Origin of the sequence: Rhizobium sp. N621, assembly GCF_001664325.1 — a bacterium.
GTDB lineage: Bacteria > Pseudomonadota > Alphaproteobacteria > Rhizobiales > Rhizobiaceae > Rhizobium > Rhizobium esperanzae.
In genome coordinates, this window is sequence record NZ_CP013498.1 from 201,197 (window position 1) to 221,707 (window position 20,511).

Here is a 20,511-nt window from a genome sequence, read left to right on the forward strand (position 1 = left end):
AACGTCAAGCGATCGTCGACTATACCAGTACTACGTGCCTTTCGGCAAGAGACTGTCGAGCATGTTGTAGTACTCCATGTCATTGGCGAATGATTCGGTAAGTTCAAATTCACAAGGAGCGGGCGTATTCGGCCGATTGATCTTTTGACCGGCGAGATATGTCAGCAGATTTACCGCATCGGTCCGCTTCCGGCTTGTGGCGCCAATTTTCAGCCAGGTTTTTAGTGCTTGAAGCTGGTTGGCGGGGCACCGGTTGTTTTCTGCCGCCGCCAGAAGCCTGGAATATGATCTTTCGCTGAAGTGAATTGCGCGCGCCAGCGTTTCAAGCCGGTCTCGGAGCCGCCTTTGAATGATGCCGGCGCGTTCGGCTTTTCTGAGTGTCAAACTGATGTCGATCAGAGCATCGCCCAATGCGCGTGATCCGAGTGCTGCGGGCGCCATCGGCACGGTGACATCGGCATCGTCGGCGAGCGGGTGCCGCCGGTACCAGCGGTAGATCATCCCATGGCCGATCATGCCCTCGGGCGCGAGTTCGGCAGCCCGCAGCGCACCGATGCTGGCGGCACCATAGACGCGCACACCGCGCGCCATTGCCCATAGAATTTCCTGGTGGCGAACCGCCGGAAGCTCCCCGAAAACGCCGTCGATCAGCACGATCGCCGCAGGCTGATGTCGCGCCACGGCCCGCACCACATCCGCGCATCCGACCGGAGGATAATAGATCGCGTCGAGATATGTCCGGGCCTCGGTCTCGGAAAGCGTGGGGCCGAGAAAAACCACGATATCACAGGGCAAGATCGGCCTCCGCATTGGTTTCCAGCGGCGGAGCAACCACTCGCACGACGTGGAGCGGCACGCGATCATCGGAATGAAGAACCACAAGAGCGGCCGCCTGCGCGCCCGCCAGCTTCAATGCCTCGATGGCCATCCGGATGGAGCGGCTGCCGGCGGCGGACCCCTCTTCGCAGACATAGGGCCGGCCGCCTCTTGTGAGTTCTGCGCGCCAGGCGGTTAATTCCGCGGCGTCGGCATGGCCGTAAAGCTCCGCGCTGATATCGTCGCGCGCCGCTGAAATCACGCCGAGGCGGGACTGGCAGGATTCGAGCAAGGCGCTCGTCAGCGCCCTGTCGTGGCTGAAATCGCAGCCGAAGCCTTCGGCCGGCAGCGGCGCAAAGGGGGCTCGGCTTGCATCTTCCATGACATGGCACCAATAGACCGGCAGCGCATGCGGCGTCGGGATTTGCCAGATCCCGACGACAAACCCTGCCTTGGACAGACGCCGGATGATCTCACCGGCGCTTCCCCGTTGAACGGACCGGCTGTCGATCTGGAAGCGGTCGAAGAAATGCGGCGTCTTCATTGCCGTGCAGCGGGCCTGCCGTTCCAGAGCTTCAAGGCACGCATGCAGCACCGCGCCTTGAAGGCTGGTGCCTGCTGCAAGTCCCGTCGTGTCGCGGGCGAGCCAATGGGGATGCGGCGACGGGACGATATAGGCGGAGTCCACAAGGGCAAGCGGAACGGCGATTTTCCGCCCCGAAAAGAGATCGAGCCCGTCAATCCAGGAAAGCGTCTCCGCGCCGCGGCCGGCGCCGAGGTGCGACCAGTCTCCCCGTTCCATGTCACGCAGGCTTGCCGTGAAGATGCGCTCCGGAGCAATCCGCTCCGAAGCCCAGCCCTCGAGCGATTCCATCAGGCCCGATATCGCCGCTAAGGCAAAGGTCAGCCCCTTGCCCTGGCTGACCGCGACGGAGCGTGAGCGCGGCCGCACGACCTGGACGACCGGGATGCCGATCCGGTCGAGCCCGGTGATCGAACCCAGCCTGGTAATGCCGTAATCCTCTCTGCGCGCCAGGATGCGCTGCACCGTCTGCCCGGGATCGGGAGGCGAGGGGGCCCCCCCGATATCAAGGACAGCATCAAGGGCGGTATCAAGGATGATATCGAGGATATGATCGCGCCTCCCTTCGTCCATCGCATCCTTCCATTTCAGGTTACGGCCGCGGCTATGCGTCCAGGCTGCGCTTTGCCCTTGCCGCCAGCCAGGCGGCTTTCTGTCCCTCGGCGATCTGGATCGCGCGCGTCAGGTCTCTTCTTATCGATGACGGCGTCTCATTCAGATCGCGCCTCAGCGTGGCGCTGAGGCGATAAAGCTCAGCCAGCCAGAATGACTGGCCGCTGCTGCGGCCGACGCTGATCGCATTTTGCACGGTTGCCAGCGCTTCGGCAGGCCTTCCGACCCGCTGCAGCACCTGCGCATGCATGTCGCTGTGCATGGAAAAATTGTCGTCGGTGCCCAGTTGCTGCTGCAACAGCAGGCCGGCCTTGAAACGCGCCTCGCCGCGCGCGGCCGATGAGGTCATGCGCTCCGCCCAGCCACAATACATATTGGCGCGCGCCTGGCTGGCGGCCAGCCCGTGCCGCTCGGCAAGCGCCAGCATCCGTTCGCCGAGCGCATGGACATCGTCATATCGGCTTTGGCAGCGGCGGAGCACAATGGCGTAATAAAGCGCATGCACCATGCTGCCGGCATGATCGGTCGAACCAGCCCATTCCAGGCACGCGCTGATCGCAGTTTCGCTGGCCCCGGCATCGTCGAGCAGCAGATAGGAGAGGGCGCTTTCGCCAAGCCCGCAGACCTTGGCGTCATGTCCGCCGAAGAAGGCGCGATGTCTGACCGCGCTTTCCGGATCGTAGAGCTTGAGGCCATTGGCAACGCAATCGAGACAAAAGCCGTGTTCGCCGGCGTGGAAGCTGGTCGCCCATCCGCAGTGATAGGATTGAAGCCTCGTCTCCCGATCCTCGACGGCCTGCATGTCCGCCACGAGAATGCGCGCGCGTGATTGCTGCGTCAGAATGTTGGGTGCCGTGAACCACCATCCCCAATAGACCGGAAAATGGGTCATCCGCACGGCCGGCGGCTGTTTCTGCAGAAGCTGCATGGCGCGGGAATAGACCCGCCGCGCACTCTCCGATCCCTCGCCTTCGAGGGCGCTCGCCACGACGCCTTGAAGTTCGCACAGGCTGAGGGCGAGTTCGGTGCGCCCGGCGTGGCGCCGGGAAAGGCTCGCCACCTCCCGCGCGCAGAGTTCGAGCGAGACGTTGGCCTCGTGCATGGCCGAGCGCAGAACGCTTGCTTCCGCCGCCGCCAGGGCAAAGCGGGCGGCGGCATCATGCAGACCGGCCTCGGCACATTGCCAGGCGGCGATCGCAGCCGGCAGGCTGGGCTTTGCCTCCGTGATCAGCCGATCGGCGATCCGCCGGTGGATGCGGCGCCGGTCGCTCTTCAGCAGGCTGCCATAGGCCGCCTCCTGCGCGAGCACGTGCCGGAACTGAAAGGCGACCTGCGTGGCGGACGAACGCTCGATGATGCCCTCGGAAAGCAGCCGGTCGATATCGGCGTCGACGCTCCGGCGGCTGACGCCTTCGAGCAGGTAGATGAGCAGCGAGATGCTGAATTCGCGGCCGATGACGCTGGCAATCTGCGCCACCCGCCGTGCCGAACCGGTCGCAGCGAGCTTGGCGGACAGCAGATCGTTGAGCGAGGTGACGCTGCCGTCGCGCAGCAGGCCTTGCCATTCGGAGAGCGACTTGCCCAATGGCTGCCTTCCCTGGAAGAAATAGGCCAGTTCCTCGGCGTATAGCGGCATGCCGTCGCATTGGTCGAGAATGAAATCCGAAAGCCCGGGCGGCGGATGCTCATGCCAGATCGAGGCGACGAGATCGCGAACCGCGGCAGAGCTCAGCCCCGACAGCTCGATCTCGCTTGCAACCGCCAGAGACCGCCTGAGTCTCGATGTCTGCACCACGAGGATCGGCAGTCCGCCGGCCAGCGACCCCAGCCGGTCGATCAGCTCCAGCGTCATGTCGTCGGCCCAGTGAACATCCTCGAAGATGAGCAGCGTCGGGAAAGCCCGCGCCTTGCAGGTCAGAATCCCGGCCGCGGCTTCGATCACCTTGCGCCGGAACGCCAGCCCGGATGGGTCGGAGACGCGGATATTGCGCGACATTGGCAAGGAACGGTCGGCGGTGAATGAGAGAATTGCGTCGGCGACGGCGGCGTCCACCTCTCGGCCGGACGCCTGAAGCGCCCGCATGAAGGTCTCACGGTCGCCATCCCTCAGAACCGAGGGCTCGACCAGCCTCTCGAGAAAAGAAAGGAAGGGATGCAGGGGCTGGCTCTCCAGGCGCCTGCCGCACTGAAAGACCACCGTCTCATGCGCCGTCTGCCGCAGCCGTCCGGCGAATTCGCCAACCAGTCTCGATTTGCCGATGCCTGCCTCGCCGACGACGGCGATCAGGCTTCCCTTGCCTTCGAGCGCCGAAGCCCAAGCGCCGGAAAGGGCGGCAAGCTCCTTTTCCCGGCCGCGGATCGGCCTGTCGCGCCCCTCGGACGGCGATGCTTCGGGCGCTGACCGGTCACGCTCCTGCGGCCGCCAGAGCGCAATCGGATCTTCGAAGCCCTTCAACCGTGCTGCGCGAACCAGCCTATAGTCGAATTTGTGCCGGGTGAGCCGAACTGTGGAATCGGCGACCAGCACGGAATTGGGCTCGGCCTCCGCCTGCAGGCGCGCTGCCAGCACCGGCGCCGTGCCGACGATCTCATCCCCTTCCGTGGAGAAGACCACGAGACCGGTGGCGACCCCGATCCGCAGCTGGAAGGGCGTGCGCGCTTTGGTTTTGCTCCCGGCGGCGATGTGCAGCAGTTCCAGGGAGGCCTGCACCGCGCTTTCGGCGGCATCTTCGGATTGCTCGGGATATCCGAAGAAGCAGCATCCGCCATCGCCGAGCCGCTGATGAAGAAACCCGCCGCGTTTTCTTATGATCGTTTCGGCATTCTGATGTAACGCCGAAACCGATCGGAAGAATTTCTCCGGCTCGCTCCGCAATAGCAGTTCCGTCGAGCCGACGATGTCATAGAAAAGGGCAGTGACCTGTCGCCGCTCACCTGTAAACCGAATTCGTGCGTCGAGGGTTTTCATTTGCGGTCGCCCAACACCACAGAAGCCGTGTTCAGCACATCCGATTTAGTGCTTGCATGCAAGCTTTTCGTGCGGTGGCGCTAATATATCCGCTATTTCGCCTGATCTGCGTCAGCCCGATCGTAGCCGCGCCGAAAACGGCTCAGGCCGTCTCCGCCGCAATGGCGCGCCCGCCCGTGCCGCGGACCGTCGCTATGCCGCCCAGCAGATTGCGAAGATCCGCCGCGGTTCTGTTGGCGATGACGCCGACCGCCAGGCCGCCTGATATCGCCAGCAGATGAAAGAGCGGAGCCGGCAGCACGCCCGCTGCCTCGGGCATCAGCAGTTCCGGCACGAAGCGGTGCAGCAGGTAGGTGGGAAAGGCCGAGACGGCGATCAGCGTCACCAGCCGCCCCAGCTGCACGGGTAGGGGAATGCGCGGCAGGTAAAGCAGTGCCATCAGCGCTGTGAAGATCGTCAGATATTTGACCGTCGTGCCGATCCAGAGCGTTTCCCAGAAGGCGAGATAACCGAGCACGGCGGCGGCAATGACCGTCAGGATGAGCCGTTGCGCCGGCTTGCCGGCAAGGCCGGCGCACCAGCCGAACAGACCGAGATGCAGGCCCCAGTAGAGGGTGAAAATCTGCCGCCGGCCGATATCGAAGACGTGCGGCAGCGAAAACCGCGCGGTGACCGCGAGCGCCAGCAGCGCCAGCGAGAAGGCGAAGGGTCGCGCCCGTGCCAGCCGGCGCACATCAGGCAGGGCGAAGATGAGCGAGAAGACGAGAAGCGTCTGCGCATAGGCTTCGATGAACCAGTAGAGATAGGGAAGCATCTCGTGACGCTCCGGCTCGGCATAGCCGAAATTGCCGGTCAGCGTCACCGAAGCCCAGGGAATCGTCTGCCACGCGAGCCCATAGGCGGCGACGATGAGAAAATAAGGAATGAGAACATTGATTGCCGGCCGCAGCGCGTGGCGGAAATTGCCGGCGAGGAAATGGCCCGACTGGAAGCGCGCCAGGCTGAAGCCGACGAGGAGCAGCATCACGCCCGATCCGCCGGGAATGGGCCAGAGCATTTCGTGATGGGTGACGACGAGCAGGATGGCGATCGCCCTCAGGACCAGATCGGTCGGCAGCGCCCTGACCTCGGCGCTATCGGTCCGTGCCACCTGCGGGCCGATATCGAGCTCGGCGATCGCCGTCTGCTCCCAGCCTTCCGGCAGTTCGATGCCAAGCCTGTCGAGCTCCATCGTCAATTGCAGGAAGCGGAGGGAATCGCCGCCGAGCGAGACGAAGCTGTCGCTGCGGCTGACACTGTGGGGGTAGAAGACCCTGATATAGGCATCGAGCACGCTGACCGCCGCCGCGCGGCTCGTTTCGCGCGTCGCCAGCATGTCGTCGCTGAGGCCGGCATAGTCGATCTTGCCGGAGGCAAGCCTCGGAAGCTCGCGTCGCGCCCTGACGGAGACCAAGCTTGCCGGAAGATGGCTCGCCTCGAGGAGTATATCAAGCGCCCGATCGGCGGAAGCGGCATCGGTCACATAGGCCTGCAGACCGTGATCGTCACCGACAACGGCAGCCGCAATCCCCTTTTCAGCCAGAACCTGCTCCATGATGTCGAAGCCGATCCGCAGCCCTGCGATCTTGGCGAAACGGCTCTTGCGGCCGACGATCCGGAAGAACCCGTCCGCATCGCGCATGGCGATGTCGCCGGTGTGCAAGGCCGCGATCTCGGCGCCCCGCTGAAGATCGGCGCGGTCGGCGCCGTAGCCCATCATCACGTTCGGGCCGGCATAGACGAGTTCTCCGGCAACGCCAGCTCTGTCGAGCGGACGCCCGTCATCGCCAACGAGGCTCAGCCGGCCGCCGGGAATGGCGGTGCCGATCCGCTCTTCATTGTCGCCCACGCTTTCCGGCGGCACGAAGGCGATACGGGCGGCGGCCTCGGTCTGGCCGTACATGACGAAGAAGCGGCCGCCCGTCGCGCGCATATGGTCGCGGTAGAGGCGGATGAGCTCAGGCGCCAGCCGTCCGCCGGCCACCGTCATGAAGCGCAGCGCCTTCAGCTCGTGCTTTCGGAAGCGCGTCTTTTCCATCAGCTCATAGGAATAGGGCACGCCCGAAAGATTGGTGCAGCCGCTTTCGCCGAGCAATCTTGCAAAATCCTCGCTGACCACGGAGACGCCCGGGATGAAGATGCTGCCGCCGGCAACGAGATGCGAATGGATGACGGAGAGGCCGTAGGAATAGTGCAGCGGCAGAACGAGCGCGGTTCTGTCGGCAGGGGAGAGTTCGAGATAACCGGCAATCGCACGCGCATTGGCGTCAAGATTGGCATAGGACAGGCGCACGGCTTTGGCGCGCCCGGAACTGCCTGAGGTCATCAGCAGCAAGGCGAGATCCGGATGCAGCGGTGCGTCGCTTCGCTGAGGCCGGCTTTCCCCAACGATCCGCCAGCGGCCACCGGCCGCGCGGTAGGTGAAATCCGGCTGAAAGGCTGACAGAAACTCTTGCCACAGCCTGTCATCGCAGGGCGGCAGCATGGCCACCGCATGCCCGGCACGCAGCGCGCCGAGATAGGCGACGATGACATGTTCCGAAACTTCGGCCGAGATCGCGACAAGCCGCTTTTCCCCCCGTCCCAGCCGCTCCGCGAAGCGCAGCGTCCGGGCATTAAGGTCGGCATAGGAGAGGGTCCGTCCGTCGGCGAAGATAAGGGCCGGGCGCTGATCGGCGCGAGCGATTTCAGGAAACGGGTCGGCGGGGATCATGCTCGCGCTTCGAATGGCAGAAAACTGGCCGAAGCGCGTATAATCCTTGATAATGTCAGTCAAGTAATTTGCGACTGCAAAAACTTGGGGCGGCGCAATTTCGAGCTCGGCCGCGGGAAGGTGGCTTCGCCCCAAGGTTAGCATTCGCTACATTTCGATTTAGGGTGAATGTCCGGGAACGCGCCTTCGCTCCGGCGGGTGGCGGAGTCACTTCCCAAGAGCAGACGCTTTCTCGAGGCGATTTTCCCGACCGGCGCTACTCGCCGATGCTGGACAGCAATTCGTCGAGCTGCTCCAACTGCTCCGGCAATGCGACCGCCGAGCCCTGCAGCGCTTCCTCGAGCGCCTCCTTGGACGGATAGACTTCCTGGAAAGTCAGGAGTGTCCGCCCGCCTTGGTCCTTGAAGGTCACGGTCGTGATCGCGCCCTCTTCGCCCTCGTCGTTGGTCCAGACGATGCGTTCGTTCGGCACCACCTCGAGATACTTGCCGTAGAAGGCCATGGTGTCCGAACCGCCGGCGCCGAATTCCAGCCGATATTTGCCGCCGGTGCGGACATCCAGCTCGCACGATACGAGCGAAATGCCTGATACCGTTTTCGGCACCCACCAGCGCCGGAACAGCTCGGGCTGGCCCCACGCCTTGTAAACCGTGCTCGGCGGCGCATCGAATGTCCTGGTTACCAGAAGTTCGCGATCCCCTCTGCGCTCGACTGACGTGGGGTTCTGCGCACCAAATGCACTGTCAACTTGCTCGGTCATCGCGTCCCTCCCGTTTTATTTCGCTGATGATTTCGTCCAATGCTTCGAAGCGGGCCTCGAAGAGCTTGCGATGCGCCTCGATCCACTCGGCCTCCGCCTTGAGGCCGCGTTTTCCCAGCTTGCAGGTTCTCACCCGTCCGACCTTCTGCGTGACGACAAGCCCCGCCCGCTCGAGAACCTGGACGTGCTTTTTCATGCCGGTCAGCGTCATCTGGAACGTATCAGCGAGACTGGTGATCGACGCGCCTCCTCGCCCAAGCTGATCGATGATCCCGCGGCGGGTCGCATCGGACAGCGCCGCAAACGTGAGATCAAGGGGAGGACTTACATACTGAACCATCTAGTTCAGTGTTTTAACCTGCTTGCGCAGGAAGCGCAAGCGTTGCGAGCCGTCGGCGGTGATCATTTGAGTCCGCCATGGGCGAGACCTGCCACGAGATAGCGCTGCAGGAAGAGCGCCACCAGATAGACCGGCGCGATGCCGGCGAGCGAGGCGGCTGCCATCTGGCCGAAATTGACCAGCCGATCCCCCTGGAAGAGCGAGATGCCGACAGGAAGCGTGCGCGTCTCGTCGGAAAAGGTGAAGGCCGAGGCAAAGAGGAATTCGTTATAGGCGAGGACCGAGACGATGATCAGCGTCGCCACGATGCCCGGTACGATGATCGGGGCGACGATATGGATGAGGATCCGAAGAGGGCCGGCTCCGTCGAGCGCCGCCGCCTGTTCGATCTCCAGCGGCATGCGCCGGAGAAAAGGGGTGAGAAGCCAGAAGGCGACGGGGATATTGGCAAAGCCGTAGAGCATCACCAGGCCGGCATGGGTGTTGAGGAGCCCCGTGGCCTTGAGAAGATAGAACAGCGGAATGAGAGCCACGATCGGTGGCGCCATGTAGCTCGACAGAGTGAGATCGGCGAGCCATTTGCCACCGATGCCGAGCCGCAGCACAGCGTAGGCGGCGGGCAAAGTAAGCAGCAACGTCAGGGCGCCGGCGAGCAGCGACACGGCAACGGAGTTGGCGATGAATCCTGAGAGATGGGCAGCCTCGAAAGCGGCCGGCCAATTGTCGAGCGTCGGGCTCGTCGGCAGGAAATGGCCGCTCAGCACGTCGTCTTTGGTTTTGAAGGACACCGAGACGAGATAGGCGATCGGCAGGGTGAAGAAGACGAAGATCGGTGCTGTCGCGGCAACGAGCGGGATGTCGGAGCGGCTGATTTTCATGCGTCTTTCCTCTCGAGATGCTGGTGAATGCGAATGACGGGCCAGAGCACTGCGCCAATCACCAGACTGTAGATCAGGGTCTCGGCGGCGGCGCGGGCGACATCGAACTGTTCCAATGCGCGGCGATAGATGGAGAAGCCGGTCGTGGTGGTGGCAAAGCCCGGACCGCCGAACGTCAGGACATAGACGAGGTCGAAGACCTTGAAAGAGAGGATGAGCTTCAGCAGATAGATTGAGGAGAGCGGCGCCGCCACGAGCGGAAGAGTAATGTGCCAAAAGCGTTGCAGCGGTGATGCCCCATCGATGATCGAAGCCTCGTGGACGCCTTCGGGAATGGTCGAAAGGGCGGCGAAGCTGAGGATGACGACGAAGGGCGTCCATTGCCAGACATCGGCAACCGCGATGGCGAACCAGGCAAAGACAGGATCGCCGAGGAAGCTCACGGGTGCGTCGACAATGCCAAGGTTCAGGAGGAGCCCGTTCAGGAGCCCTCCGGCCGGCGCGAGGATCAACTTCCATGCCACTCCCACCATTACCGGCGGCGTCATCAGAGGCAGCAAAATCAGGCTTACCAGGAACCGTCCGGCCTTCAGGAGCCGGGTGAAGAGCAAGGCGATCAGGAAGCCGATCACCAGCTGGATGCTCGCCGTGACGAAAGCATAAGCGATGCTCTTGATCACAGAGGTCGCAAACAGCGGATCCTGGAGGACGTCGCGCACATGCTGCAATCCGACAAAGCTGCGGAAGGGTTTGCCGAGCGTGCTCTTGCTGAGCGCAAGCGCCACCAGGAACAGCGTGGGGTAGACCAGGGTCGCAGCGAGCCCGAGCAGGATCGGAGAGATCCACAGCCAGCGGACGAGCCGGTGTGCCGAAAGGCGGTGATCGGCGGTCGGTGAGGCGGCTCGTCTTCGAGCGAGGGGAAAATCGATCGCAGTCATGTCATCGCGCCTGTTGTTCTTCTCTCGAAAGGCGTGCCCCGCGCGAGGCACGCCTTCGGGTCTCGTGTTTTGCGTCGGCCAGGTGGCCGAGGCTCAATGATCAGCCATTGGCTTCGATGATGTTCGTCCAGGCCTTGTGGGCATCGGCGATTGCCTGTTCGGCATTCTTCGTCCCGGCAAGGGCCAGCGCGAGTTCATCGGTCAGCGCATTTTCCAGCTTCGGGGCATAGACGGCCGTCGGCCAGGCGAGGCTGTTTTCCAACGCGCCGTCTGCCAGCAGCGGCTGCACGAGCGGCTGGAAGGCCTTGAACTTCTCGGAGTTGAGGCCGGAGTGACGATCGGGATCGATCCCGGAGCCGGTCAGCGTCAGCAGTTGTTCGTGGTAGTCCTTGCTCGTCGCGAGCTTGATCAGTTCCCAGGCGACGTCCTTGTTCTTCGAGCCGCTGGTGATTGCGAAGCCGAAGCCGGCGTTGAAGGCAAGCCGCGGCGTCTTGTTGGCGCCGCCGACGGGGATGCGGGTGACGCCCCATTTGTCGACGATCTTCGAGCCCTTGGGATCCTGGGCATAGCCGCCGAGGTCGGTCCAGAAGTCGATCTGGGCGGCCTTGCCGCTGAGGAAGGCAGGCAGCCCCTCCTCGAAGCGCGTCTCGAGCGGCGTCGGCAATGCATGCGGTGCGGATGCGAGCAGCGACTTCAGCGCTTCCACGGCTTCGGTGCTGTCGAGGGCCGAGGTGCCGTCTGCCTTCAGGAAGTTGCCGCCGAAACCGGTGAGGCGGTTGGCATAGGTCGACAGGATGATGACGGGAATCTTCGCACCCAGGACCGCAGCACCATAGATGCCGTTCCTGGATTCCGCGTCGGTGATGACCTTGGCGTTTTCGTTGTATTCGTCCCAGGTCGTCGGCGGCTTGAGGCCGTAACGATCGAACAGTTCCTTGTTGTAGAACAGAAGGTGGCTGTCGCCGTCATAAGGCAGGCCATAGCGACGGCCGTCATGCAGCGTGTACTGGTCATAAATTGTCTGGATGAAGTCGTCGGGCTGGATTTCCGCCTTGTCTTTCTCGATCAAGTCGGTCACGTCCTCGATCACGCCATCCTCGGCCAGCTGACCCTTGTAGGTATAGAAATAGTCGATGACGTCGAATTCACCGGCGCCGGACTGAAAGTCGAGGGTCGCCTTGACGCTGACCTGGTCGTAGGGAACCGCGGTCACGTTGACCTTCGCACCCGTCAGCTTCTCGAAATCCTCGGCGATCTTCTTGCCCGTGATGACATGCGGCTGAATGATCAGGAGATTGAGGGTGCGGCCGGCGAACCGGTTGTCCGCGGCCAGGGCGGAGGAAAAGACGCCCGATGACAGGAGAGGGAGCGCTCCTGATGCCAGCATGGTCTTCAACACCGTGCGGCGGCGATAGGCTTGGTCGATGATGGGGTTGGACATGAATTGATCCTCGGTTGCGACGGTGCCGGCCGCAGGAATGCCCACGGAGCGGGGATCCGTGTGGCAGCTGCGTCGGCCTTGGGGGGATCATTCGACAGATCACCCGCGCCGTTAACCAACAGGAATTTAAAGTACATAAAAATTATAGAATTTATTTTCAAATTCAGCGGCACCTCTTGCTTCGAGAGGGCGGGTCGCGTGGAAAAGTGTGATCGGATGCGGTCAGATGAGGCCGGTCAGCGAGTGATAACCTAGGGCTAGCCGGTGGTTGCCCGCTGACAAAACTCGCAAAAAAATTCCCCGAAATAGTACATAAAAAACATATAATAACTGTTAAATGGATGCCGCATCGGGATGCTTCAGGGACCACGCCTGAAATCCGGATGGGATCGAGGAATGACCAAGCAGATACACTTCAACGCCTTCGACATGAACTGCGTCGGCCACCAGTCGCCCGGCCTTTGGGCCCATCCTCGTGACAAATCCTGGAAATACAAGGATCTGGACTACTGGCAGGATCTTGCCAGGACGCTCGAAAAGGGGGTCTTCAATGGCATCTTCATCGCCGACGTGATTGGCTATTACGACGTCTACAAGGCCAACAACTACCACGCCATCCATCAGGCGGCGCAGATTCCGGTCAATGATCCGATCCAGCTCGCGGCGCCGATTGCACTCGCCACCGAACATCTTGGCATCGGCATCACCGCCTCGATCTCGTTCGAGCACCCCTATCCATTCGCGCGGCGTCTGGCCACTGCCGACCACCTGACAAAGGGGCGCGTCGGCTGGAATATCGTGACCTCCTATCTGGAGAGCGGCGCCAAGAACATCGGGCAAGGCGGATTGCGTGCGCATGACAACCGCTACGAAGTGGCGAGCGAATATCTGGAGGTCATCTACAAGCTCCTTGAGGGGTCCTGGGAAGAAGGTGCCGTGCTGCGCGACCGCGAGAAGCGCATCTTCACCGATCCCTCGAAGGTGCACGAGATCGGCCACAAGGGCCGTTTCTTCGAAGTCCCGGGATACGCCCTGACCGAGCCGTCGCCGCAGCGTACGCCGGTGCTCTACCAGGCCGGCGCTTCCGGGCCGGGCAAGCAATTCGCGGCGGAGCATGCGGAATGCGTCTTTGTCGCGGCACAGACCAGGACGATCCTGAAGAATTATGTGCGCGATGTCCGGGTGCGGGCGGCGACCGTTGGGCGCGAAGCGTCGAAGTTCCGCATCTACAATCTGATGACGGTCATCGTGGACGAGACCGATGAGAAGGCGCGCGCCAAATTCCGCGACTATCTCGACTACGTTTCCTATGATGGCTCGCTGGTCTTCATGTCCGGCTGGACCGGCGTCGACTTTTCCCGCTACGCGCCGGATGACCTCGTGCGCAAGGTCGAGACCAACGCCATCCATTCGGCGATCGAGAGCCTGTCGGAAGGCGATCCGAATAAGCGCTGGACGATCAGGGAGCTGGCCGAATGGGGCGGCATCGGCGGCATGGGACCGGTGGTCGTGGGATCGCCCTCCACCGTTGCCGACGAACTCCAGGCCTGGGTCGACGAGACCGACGTCGACGGCTTCAACCTTGCATATGCCGTAACGCCCGAGAGCTTCGAGGATATCGTTGGCTATCTGGTGCCGGAACTGCAGAAGCGCGGCGCCTATCCTACCGGCTATCGCCCCGGCACGCTGCGGGAGAAGCTGTTCGGCGAGGGGCCTTATTTGCCCAAGGCGCATCCGGCCGACCGTTACCGCGACATCGAAGCCTTCAAGCGCAACCAGGCAATTACGCTTGCTAATGCCAGCTGACATTCCAATCCAACCCGACGAGGTTTTCCCTTGGGAAGCATCACCGACACCAAGATCGATCACAGCGTCCATCCGCGCGTCAATTCCACCGATCCCTTCACGCCCCGTCCGCGCCCGGTCAAGCCGGCGCATGTGATCTGGAGCGACGAGGAGGCGATCCAGATCGCCGAGACGCTGGCCGCGAGCTTCAAGGTCGGGGCCGCCCTGCGTGACCGTGAGGGGCTGCTGCCGGTCGCCGAGCTCGACGCCTATTCGCAGAGCGGTCTCTGGAGCATCAACGTGCCGAAAGCCTTTGGTGGTCCGGAAGTCTCCTATGCCACGCTCGCCAAGGTGATCGCCATCATCGCTGCAGCCGATCCGGCCATCGCGCAGATCACCCAGAACCATCTGGCGATCGTCGCGACCGTCGATCTCGACGGCACGGAAGAGCAGAAGAAGCTGTTCTTCGGCTGGGCGCTCGAAGGGATCCGATACGGCAACGCCTTCTCCGAACTGAAGAGCAAGACCGTCGCCGATTTCGAAACCAAGGTCGTTCATGATGGCGACGAGGTGATCGTCGACGGCGAGAAATTCTACACGACCGGCGCGCTTCTTGCCCATATCGTGCCGATCGTCGGTGTCGACGAGACCGGCCAGGGCTATCTCGTCTTTGCCGACCGCGACGCCCCGGGCCTCACCGTCACCAACAACTGGTCGAGCTTCGGCCAGCGCACCACCGCGTCGGGTTCGGTCAAGATCGAAAATGTGCGCGTGCCCAGGGCGCGGGCGTTGAAGGTTACTTCTTTCGACCATCCGACGGTCGGCGGTCCCGTCTCGCAGATCATCCAGTCGGCGATCGATGTCGGCATCGCCCGGGGTACGATCGACGATACGATCGAGTTCGTCAGCAAATATAGCCGCCCCTGGATCGATAGCGGCAAGGCGACGGCCGGCGAAGACCTCTTCACCATCGCCCAGATCGGCGACCTGAAGATCAAGCTGCATGCGGCCGAAGCGCTGCTCGAGATCGCCGGCCACGCCATCGACGCGGCCCGCGCCAATCCGACGCTGGAGACGGTCTCGGAGGCGACGATCAAGACAGGCGAATCCAAGGTTCTGACGACGGAGATTGCGATCCTGTCGACGAACAAGCTGTTCGAACTTGCGGGAACGCGCTCGACCCTCGCCGAGCACGGACTCGACCGCCACTGGCGCAATGCCCGCGTCCATACGCTGCATGATCCCGTGCGCTGGAAATACTACCACGTCGGCAATTATTATCTGAACTGCGTCCATCCGCCGCGCCACGCCTGGAACTGAGCCCAAGATGAGCACGAATGATCGCAAGCTGCACCGGGAGGCCGCGCTCACCGCCGGCCGTCCTGCGCCGCACATCGCCACGCGTCGGAGCCTGGCCCATGTCATCCGCGATGATGCGGAGGCCATCCGGATCGCCAAAGACCTTGCGCTTGAATTCGCGGTCGGTGCCGCCCAGCGGGACCGCGAACGGCGCCTTCCGCTCGCCGAGATCGACCGCTTCTCGCAGAGCGGTCTTTGGGCAATCGGCATCCCGAAAGCCTATGGCGGCGCCGGCGTTTCGGCGGTGACGCTGGCCGAGGTTACCGCCATCATCTCGGCTGCGGATTCCTCGATCGGGCAGATCCCGCAGAACCATTTCTACATGCTGGAGGCGCTGCGGCTGAACGGCAGCGAGGAGCAGAAGCAGCTCTATTTCCGGCGCGTGCTGGAAGGTGACCGCCTTGGCAATGCCTTCACAGAGATCGGCACGAAGACGCCGGTCGACTTCAGGACGCATTTCGCCGATCGCAACGGAAAGCTCTACCTGAACGGGCAGAAGTTTTACGCGACCGGCTCCCTCTTCGCCCATATCGTCGTCGCCGTGGCGAAGGGACCGAACGGCCGCGTCCATCTGGTCTTCATCGACCGGGCGACTCCGGGGCTCGACTTGGTCGACGACTGGTCGTCCTTCGGGCAGCGTTCGACGGGCAGCGGCACCGTGACCTTCGACGACGTCGAGGTGACGCCGTTCCAGATCGTCGACCATGATGGAAGCTTCGAACAGCCGACGCCGATGGGTCCTTTCGCGCAGATCATCCATGCCGCCGTGCAGGTCGGCATCGCGCGCGGGGCGCTCGCCGAAACGATTTCCTACGTTCGGGCTCATGCGCGGCCATTTTTCGAACTGGCGATCGAGCACGGTTATGAGGATCCGCACACCATACACGGCGTCGGCGACGTGGCGATCAGAGTGCATGCGGTCGATGCGCTGCTTGCAAGGGCCGGCCGCATTGTCGACCGCGCCACTGCAGAACCGACGGCGGCGAGCGTAGCGCAGGCATCGATCGCCGTCGCGGAGGTCAAGGCGCTCGCGACGGAGGTGGCGCAGCTTGCCGCCACCAAGCTGATCGAGTTCGGTGGCGCGCGTTCGACGCTCGAAAACTATGGGCTCGACCGCTTCTGGCGCAATGCCCGGACGCATTCGCTGCATGATCCGGTGCGCTGGAAATACCACCATATCGGAAACTTCTATCTGAACGGCATCCTGCCCCCGCGGCACGGCGCCCTCTGATTTTTTGGAATTTCACAATCTCGGGGCAATCGGCAACGGCTGCCGCTTTGACAGGAATGGAATAATGGCAATCGACAAGCCTCTCGACTTTCTATGGTTCATCCCCTCGTCCGGCGACGGTGCGTATCTGGGGTCGGACGATCTCAGTCGCCCGGCGGATCCCGGCTATTTCCGCGAGATCGCGAAGGCTGCCGACCGGCTGGGATATTCCGGCGTGCTTATCCCGACGGGTGCGGCGTGCGAGGAATCCTTCATTCTGGCCGCGGATCTCGCCGCTCATACCGAGCGACTGAAATTTCTGGTGGCCATTCGGCCGGGCACGGCATCGCCGGCCTATTATGCGCGCCTCGCCGCGACGCTCGACCGCGTTTCCAACGGCCGCCTGCTGATTAACATCGTGGTCGGAGGCAGCGCCCAGGAACTCGCCGGTGACGGCATTTTCCTGCCGCATGACGAACGCTACGATCATGCCGGCGAGTTCTTTCAGGTATTCAACTCGCTGGTCGAGACCGGTAAAGCCAACCTCGACGGCAAGTATATCAAGGCCATCGATGCGAGACTTGGTCTGCCGCCCGTACAGGAACCGCGTCCTCCGCTCTATTTCGGCGGATCGTCCGACGCTGCGATCGCCTTTTCCGGCGGCATCACCGATAAGTACCTGACCTGGGGCGAACCTCCGGCGCAGGTGGCAGAAAAGATTGCCAAGGTCCGCAAGGCCGCCGCGGCGCAGGGCAAGCACGTCACCTTCGGCATCCGTCTTCACTTCATCGTTCGCGAGACCGATGAAGAGGCCTGGGCTGCGGCCGACCGGCTGATTTCCAAGCTTTCCGACGAAACGATTGCCGCAGCGCAGGAGGTGTTCGCCAAGAGCTCGGATTCGGTCGGCCAGGCGCGCATGGTCGCCCTGCATCAGGGGCGCCGCGACAAGCTTGAAGTCTCTCCCAATCTCTGGGCGGGGATCGGTCTCGTCCGCACGGGCGCGGGAACCGCGCTGGTCGGATCTCCGAAGACGATCGCGGAACGTCTGAGGGAATATCAGCAGCTCGGAATCGATACCGTCATCGCCTCCGGCTATCCGCATCTGGAAGAAGCCTACCGGGTTTCCGAGTTGCTCTTCCCGGAAATCGGCCTGCCCGGCCCCCATGGGCAAATCCGCTCCTCCTTCGGCGAGCGCCGGGTTTTTGGGGGAGGCGGACATGGCGGGAATGTGAAGATCGCATCCGCCTCCTGAGGAATTACCGACGAACGCCTCCTGTCTCAAAGGGCCGCAACGCCTGCCGATAATAACCCGAGTCCGGTGCCAACGCGCCCTCGGGCGTGGTAAGATGTCCAGCTCCCTGTATCGAAAGGGTGGGCTGAGAAATGGAGAGGCGTCTCGCCGCGATACTTTCCGCGGACGTGGTAGGCTATAGTCGTCTCATGGGCGCGGATGAGGGCGGCACGCTTGAGCGGTTGAAGGCCTGCCGTCGGGAGCTGGTCGATTCCGCCATCGAAGAGCACCATGGCCGGATCATCAAACTCATGGGTGACGGGGCGCTGGTCGAGTTTGCTAGCGTTGTGGACGCGGTTCAATGCGCGGCCGTAATCCAGCGGGGAATGTCCGGCAGAGACCCGGGACTTCCTGCGGAACAGCGCATTCGGCTTCGCATCGGGATCAATCTCGGCGACATTATTGTTGAAGGCGATGACATCTATGGCGACGGCGTCAACATTGCCGCCCGTCTGCAGGGGATTGCCGAACCTGGCGGAATTTTCATCTCCGGTACCGCATTCGACCACGTCGCTCACAAGGTCGATGTCGGTTTCTCGGCACTCGGCGAACATCGACTGAAAAACATAACGGACCCGGTTCGCGTGTATTGCGTCCTGCTCGACCCAGCCCACACCGGCAAAGTCGTCTTCTCCTCTCGGGCAAGGCCCCGGGGTATGGCGCTGTTAGCGCTGGTAGGACTATTGATCGCTGCCAGTGCGACCGTCTTCGCATGGCAATGGCCGCATAAACAACGCGCATCGATCGCGGTCCTGCCCTTCGCCAATTTGAGTGACCAAACCCAGGATTATTTCGCCGATGGCATTACCGACAACCTGATTACCGATCTCGCCAGGCTTTCGAACCTTGACGTCATCTCCCAGAATTCCGTGTTTACTTACAAAGGTAAGCCCCACGTCCTGGAGGAGATACGACGTGACCTCGGCGTGCGCTTCGTCGTTGAGGGCAGCGTGCAGCGGAGCGGCGATCTGATCCGTGTCAACGCGCAACTGATCGATACCTCGAGCGGCGACCATCTGTGGGCCAATCGGTTTGACCGCAGCGCGGCGGAGGTGTTTGCCGTGCAGGACGCGATGGGCAGACAGATCGCCGATGCGCTCGGTCTGAAACTGACTCGAAGCGAGACCGAGCGCATCGCCCGTCCTCCGACCACCAATCTCGAGGCATATGATTATTATCTGCGTGCCGAGCAGGCCGCCCGTACCGGACGCCGTTCTCTGATGCTCGAGGCATTGGGGCTCTTTGACCAGGCCGAGGCACTGGACGGCGGGTTTGCCGAAGCCTTCGCGTCCGATGCGCGCGCGACGTCCTTTGTCTGGCGAAGCGCATATGACGACGTCCTCCAGAGCGCCCTGGCGCGAAAAAGAGCCTACGAGAAGGCTAGTCGCGCCCTTGCCCTCGACCCCGAACTTCCGTCACCCTACGCGGTTCTCGCCATCATGCAGGCTGTAGACCGACGTTACGAGCAGGCAATCGCCTCGGCACAAAAGGCCGTGTCGCTTGGTGCCGCCAATGCCGAAGCCCATATGGCGGTCGCATATGTTCAATTGGTCTGGGGCAATCACGCCGACGCCGCCGCGGCTGTCGAGACGGCGCTCAGGTACGACCCGAACCCCTCCGCCATCGACCGATACACGGCTGGCATGGTTTTTTATCTGCAACACGACTACGATAGGGCGATAGACAGTCTCAAGCGCGCTGGTTACGGCTCTCAAGGCAACGGCGAGTTTGTTACCGCACTCGCCATGGCCTATGTCCGTGTCGGTCGCATTGATGAGGCTCGAGCGACTGTGGCCGAGGCCGAACGCCTTCTCGGGGCGCGCGACTCCCTGGCAGCGTGGCGGATCGGCAATGCCCATTTCAGGAAAGAGGATTTGGCATTTATCCTAGACGCGCTGCGCGAGGCCGGGCTGCCTGAATGGCCCTTCGGCTTCCACGGGGACGAGCAATCTCGGTTGAAGGGTCCCGAGATCGCGGCCACCGTCATGGGCAAACTTCTGCGGGGAAAGACCGAGCCGTCCGAGAGCCTTGCGATCATGCAGGTCCAGATGGACGGCAAGGCGGCATTCCGCTCGGCAACTCAGATGATGACCGAGACGGTTTCTGTCAAAGGCGACCTCCTTTGCGAGCAGAGCGAAAACGCATTTGGCCAGCCCGATTGCGGACCGGTCTACAGACACGCAAACCCGACCGACGAAACCACCTACGCTTACGTGAACTCGACCAAGGTCTTCTATTTTTCGGCTGCCAAATAGAAGCCGTTCGCGGTCAGTGATACTGATCCAGCTCGAGATCGGCGGCGACCTTCGGCCATTTGGCATCGGCCTTGGCCACGGTGTCCGCCGGATGGGCGGCAAACCCCTCCCCATGCGCCTTGTCGTACATCAGGTAAAGCTTGCCCTCGACGATCTTGAAGGCTTCTGGGTCGATGTTGACCGTGACTGACCCGTCGCTCACCTCGCCCGTGCAATAGCCGCCGTACTGAGGCGCGTATTTGAGCGGTTCGCTCATAAACATCTCGCGGTGTTTGGCATTGGCGAAATGCCAAGGAGTTCCCATCCACTCGTAGGAGTTTTTTTCCGAACCTTTCGTCGCTTTGCCTTCGGTAAAGTAGGCGACCGTGTCGTATCCCATGATTGCGACACCGCCGAAGTACCCCGTGTTTACCGAGTCGTCGGCCACCGCCGGCGATCCACCGACAACCGGTACGACAGCGAGACCGATCATCGCCAAAGAGCGACCAATGCATTGTGTTCTGCTTCCAGAGTGCATCTTCGC

General features: G+C 62.4%; 15 protein-coding genes. 5 read left to right on the top strand and 10 right to left on the bottom strand.

The window, feature by feature from the left end; genetic code table 11:
• Positions 1 to 30 precede the first annotated feature (30 nt).
• From AMK00_RS25565 to AMK00_RS25605, 9 genes are all read right to left on the bottom strand, one after another.
• On the bottom strand, positions 31 to 882 hold the full coding sequence (locus tag AMK00_RS25565; RefSeq protein ID WP_335720579.1) for a TfuA-like protein: 852 nt from the start codon (positions 880 to 882) through the stop codon (positions 31 to 33).
• Positions 785 to 1,972: a YcaO-like family protein gene (locus AMK00_RS25570; RefSeq protein ID WP_064812137.1), complete on the bottom strand. Its 1,188-nt coding sequence runs from the start codon at positions 1,970 to 1,972 to the stop codon at positions 785 to 787. The genes AMK00_RS25565 and AMK00_RS25570 overlap by 98 nt, the downstream gene beginning before the upstream one ends.
• Before the next feature lie 31 nt (positions 1,973 to 2,003).
• Positions 2,004 to 4,979, bottom strand: coding sequence for an ATP-binding protein (locus AMK00_RS25575; protein ID WP_064812138.1), 2,976 nt, complete (start codon positions 4,977 to 4,979; stop codon positions 2,004 to 2,006).
• Positions 4,980 to 5,121: 142 nt separating this feature from the next.
• On the bottom strand, positions 5,122 to 7,731 hold the full coding sequence (locus AMK00_RS25580; RefSeq protein ID WP_064812321.1) for an AMP-binding protein: 2,610 nt from the start codon (positions 7,729 to 7,731) through the stop codon (positions 5,122 to 5,124).
• Positions 7,732 to 7,987: 256 nt separating this feature from the next.
• On the bottom strand, positions 7,988 to 8,491 hold the full coding sequence (locus tag AMK00_RS25585) for an SRPBCC family protein (protein ID WP_064812139.1): 504 nt from the start codon (positions 8,489 to 8,491) through the stop codon (positions 7,988 to 7,990).
• Entirely contained in the window at positions 8,475 to 8,831 is a 357-nt protein-coding gene (locus AMK00_RS25590; protein ID WP_064812140.1) for an ArsR/SmtB family transcription factor, read from the bottom strand. The genes AMK00_RS25585 and AMK00_RS25590 overlap by 17 nt, the downstream gene beginning before the upstream one ends.
• Positions 8,832 to 8,893: 62 nt before the next feature.
• Positions 8,894 to 9,709, bottom strand: a complete 816-nt coding sequence (locus tag AMK00_RS25595) for a carbohydrate ABC transporter permease (RefSeq protein ID WP_064812141.1) — start codon at positions 9,707 to 9,709, stop codon at positions 8,894 to 8,896.
• Positions 9,706 to 10,647 carry a carbohydrate ABC transporter permease gene (locus tag AMK00_RS25600; RefSeq protein ID WP_064808320.1) on the bottom strand — a complete coding sequence of 314 codons (942 nt, stop codon included), beginning with the start codon at positions 10,645 to 10,647 and terminating at the stop codon, positions 9,706 to 9,708. Before AMK00_RS25600 ends, AMK00_RS25595 begins: the two co-directional genes overlap by 4 nt.
• Before the next feature lie 100 nt (positions 10,648 to 10,747).
• Positions 10,748 to 12,088 carry an ABC transporter substrate-binding protein gene (locus AMK00_RS25605; protein ID WP_064808835.1) on the bottom strand — a complete coding sequence of 447 codons (1,341 nt, stop codon included), beginning with the start codon at positions 12,086 to 12,088 and terminating at the stop codon, positions 10,748 to 10,750.
• A 396-nt stretch (positions 12,089 to 12,484) separates the two neighbouring features.
• On the opposite strand from AMK00_RS25605, the gene AMK00_RS25610 reads away from it, so the two are divergent.
• The 5 genes from AMK00_RS25610 to AMK00_RS25630 all read left to right on the top strand — a co-directional run bounded on the left by AMK00_RS25610 (position 12,485) and on the right by AMK00_RS25630 (position 19,988).
• Positions 12,485 to 13,894 carry an LLM class flavin-dependent oxidoreductase gene (locus tag AMK00_RS25610; RefSeq protein ID WP_064812142.1) on the top strand — a complete coding sequence of 470 codons (1,410 nt, stop codon included), beginning with the start codon at positions 12,485 to 12,487 and terminating at the stop codon, positions 13,892 to 13,894.
• A gap of 30 nt (positions 13,895 to 13,924) precedes the next feature.
• Entirely contained in the window at positions 13,925 to 15,193 is a 1,269-nt protein-coding gene (locus AMK00_RS25615) for an SfnB family sulfur acquisition oxidoreductase (protein ID WP_064812143.1), read from the top strand.
• 7 nt (positions 15,194 to 15,200) lie between these two features.
• A complete protein-coding gene (locus AMK00_RS25620) occupies positions 15,201 to 16,463 on the top strand; it encodes an SfnB family sulfur acquisition oxidoreductase (RefSeq protein ID WP_064812144.1) in 1,263 nt (420 codons plus the stop codon).
• Between the two features lie 61 nt (positions 16,464 to 16,524).
• Positions 16,525 to 17,694 carry an FMNH2-dependent alkanesulfonate monooxygenase gene (ssuD, locus tag AMK00_RS25625; protein ID WP_123876260.1) on the top strand — a complete coding sequence of 390 codons (1,170 nt, stop codon included), beginning with the start codon at positions 16,525 to 16,527 and terminating at the stop codon, positions 17,692 to 17,694.
• A gap of 131 nt (positions 17,695 to 17,825) precedes the next feature.
• On the top strand, positions 17,826 to 19,988 hold the full coding sequence (locus tag AMK00_RS25630; RefSeq protein WP_064812146.1) for an adenylate/guanylate cyclase domain-containing protein: 2,163 nt from the start codon (positions 17,826 to 17,828) through the stop codon (positions 19,986 to 19,988).
• A gap of 13 nt (positions 19,989 to 20,001) precedes the next feature.
• On the opposite strand, the gene AMK00_RS25635 is transcribed toward AMK00_RS25630, so the two are convergent.
• Positions 20,002 to 20,505, bottom strand: a complete 504-nt coding sequence (locus AMK00_RS25635; protein ID WP_269465935.1) for a YHS domain-containing (seleno)protein — start codon at positions 20,503 to 20,505, stop codon at positions 20,002 to 20,004.
• Positions 20,506 to 20,511: the final 6 nt, after the last annotated feature.

What these genes read in the sequence shown, in the direction of transcription:
- AMK00_RS25570 (WP_064812137.1), bottom strand. Translation starts at nt 1,972, where the DNA reads ATGGACGAAGGGAGGCGCGATCATATCCTCGATATCATCCTTGATACC.
- AMK00_RS25575 (WP_064812138.1), bottom strand. Translation starts at nt 4,979, where the DNA reads ATGAAAACCCTCGACGCACGAATTCGGTTTACAGGTGAGCGGCGACAG.
- AMK00_RS25580 (WP_064812321.1), bottom strand. Translation starts at nt 7,731, where the DNA reads ATGATCCCCGCCGACCCGTTTCCTGAAATCGCTCGCGCCGATCAGCGC.
- AMK00_RS25585 (WP_064812139.1), bottom strand. Translation starts at nt 8,491, where the DNA reads ATGACCGAGCAAGTTGACAGTGCATTTGGTGCGCAGAACCCCACGTCA.
- AMK00_RS25590 (WP_064812140.1), bottom strand. Translation starts at nt 8,831, where the DNA reads ATGGTTCAGTATGTAAGTCCTCCCCTTGATCTCACGTTTGCGGCGCTG.
- AMK00_RS25595 (WP_064812141.1), bottom strand. Translation starts at nt 9,709, where the DNA reads ATGAAAATCAGCCGCTCCGACATCCCGCTCGTTGCCGCGACAGCACCG.
- AMK00_RS25600 (WP_064808320.1), bottom strand. Translation starts at nt 10,647, where the DNA reads ATGACTGCGATCGATTTTCCCCTCGCTCGAAGACGAGCCGCCTCACCG.
- AMK00_RS25605 (WP_064808835.1), bottom strand. Translation starts at nt 12,088, where the DNA reads ATGTCCAACCCCATCATCGACCAAGCCTATCGCCGCCGCACGGTGTTG.
- AMK00_RS25610 (WP_064812142.1), top strand. Translation starts at nt 12,485, where the DNA reads ATGACCAAGCAGATACACTTCAACGCCTTCGACATGAACTGCGTCGGC.
- AMK00_RS25620 (WP_064812144.1), top strand. Translation starts at nt 15,201, where the DNA reads ATGAGCACGAATGATCGCAAGCTGCACCGGGAGGCCGCGCTCACCGCC.
- AMK00_RS25630 (WP_064812146.1), top strand. Translation starts at nt 17,826, where the DNA reads ATGGAGAGGCGTCTCGCCGCGATACTTTCCGCGGACGTGGTAGGCTAT.
- AMK00_RS25635 (WP_269465935.1), bottom strand. Translation starts at nt 20,505, where the DNA reads ATGCACTCTGGAAGCAGAACACAATGCATTGGTCGCTCTTTGGCGATG.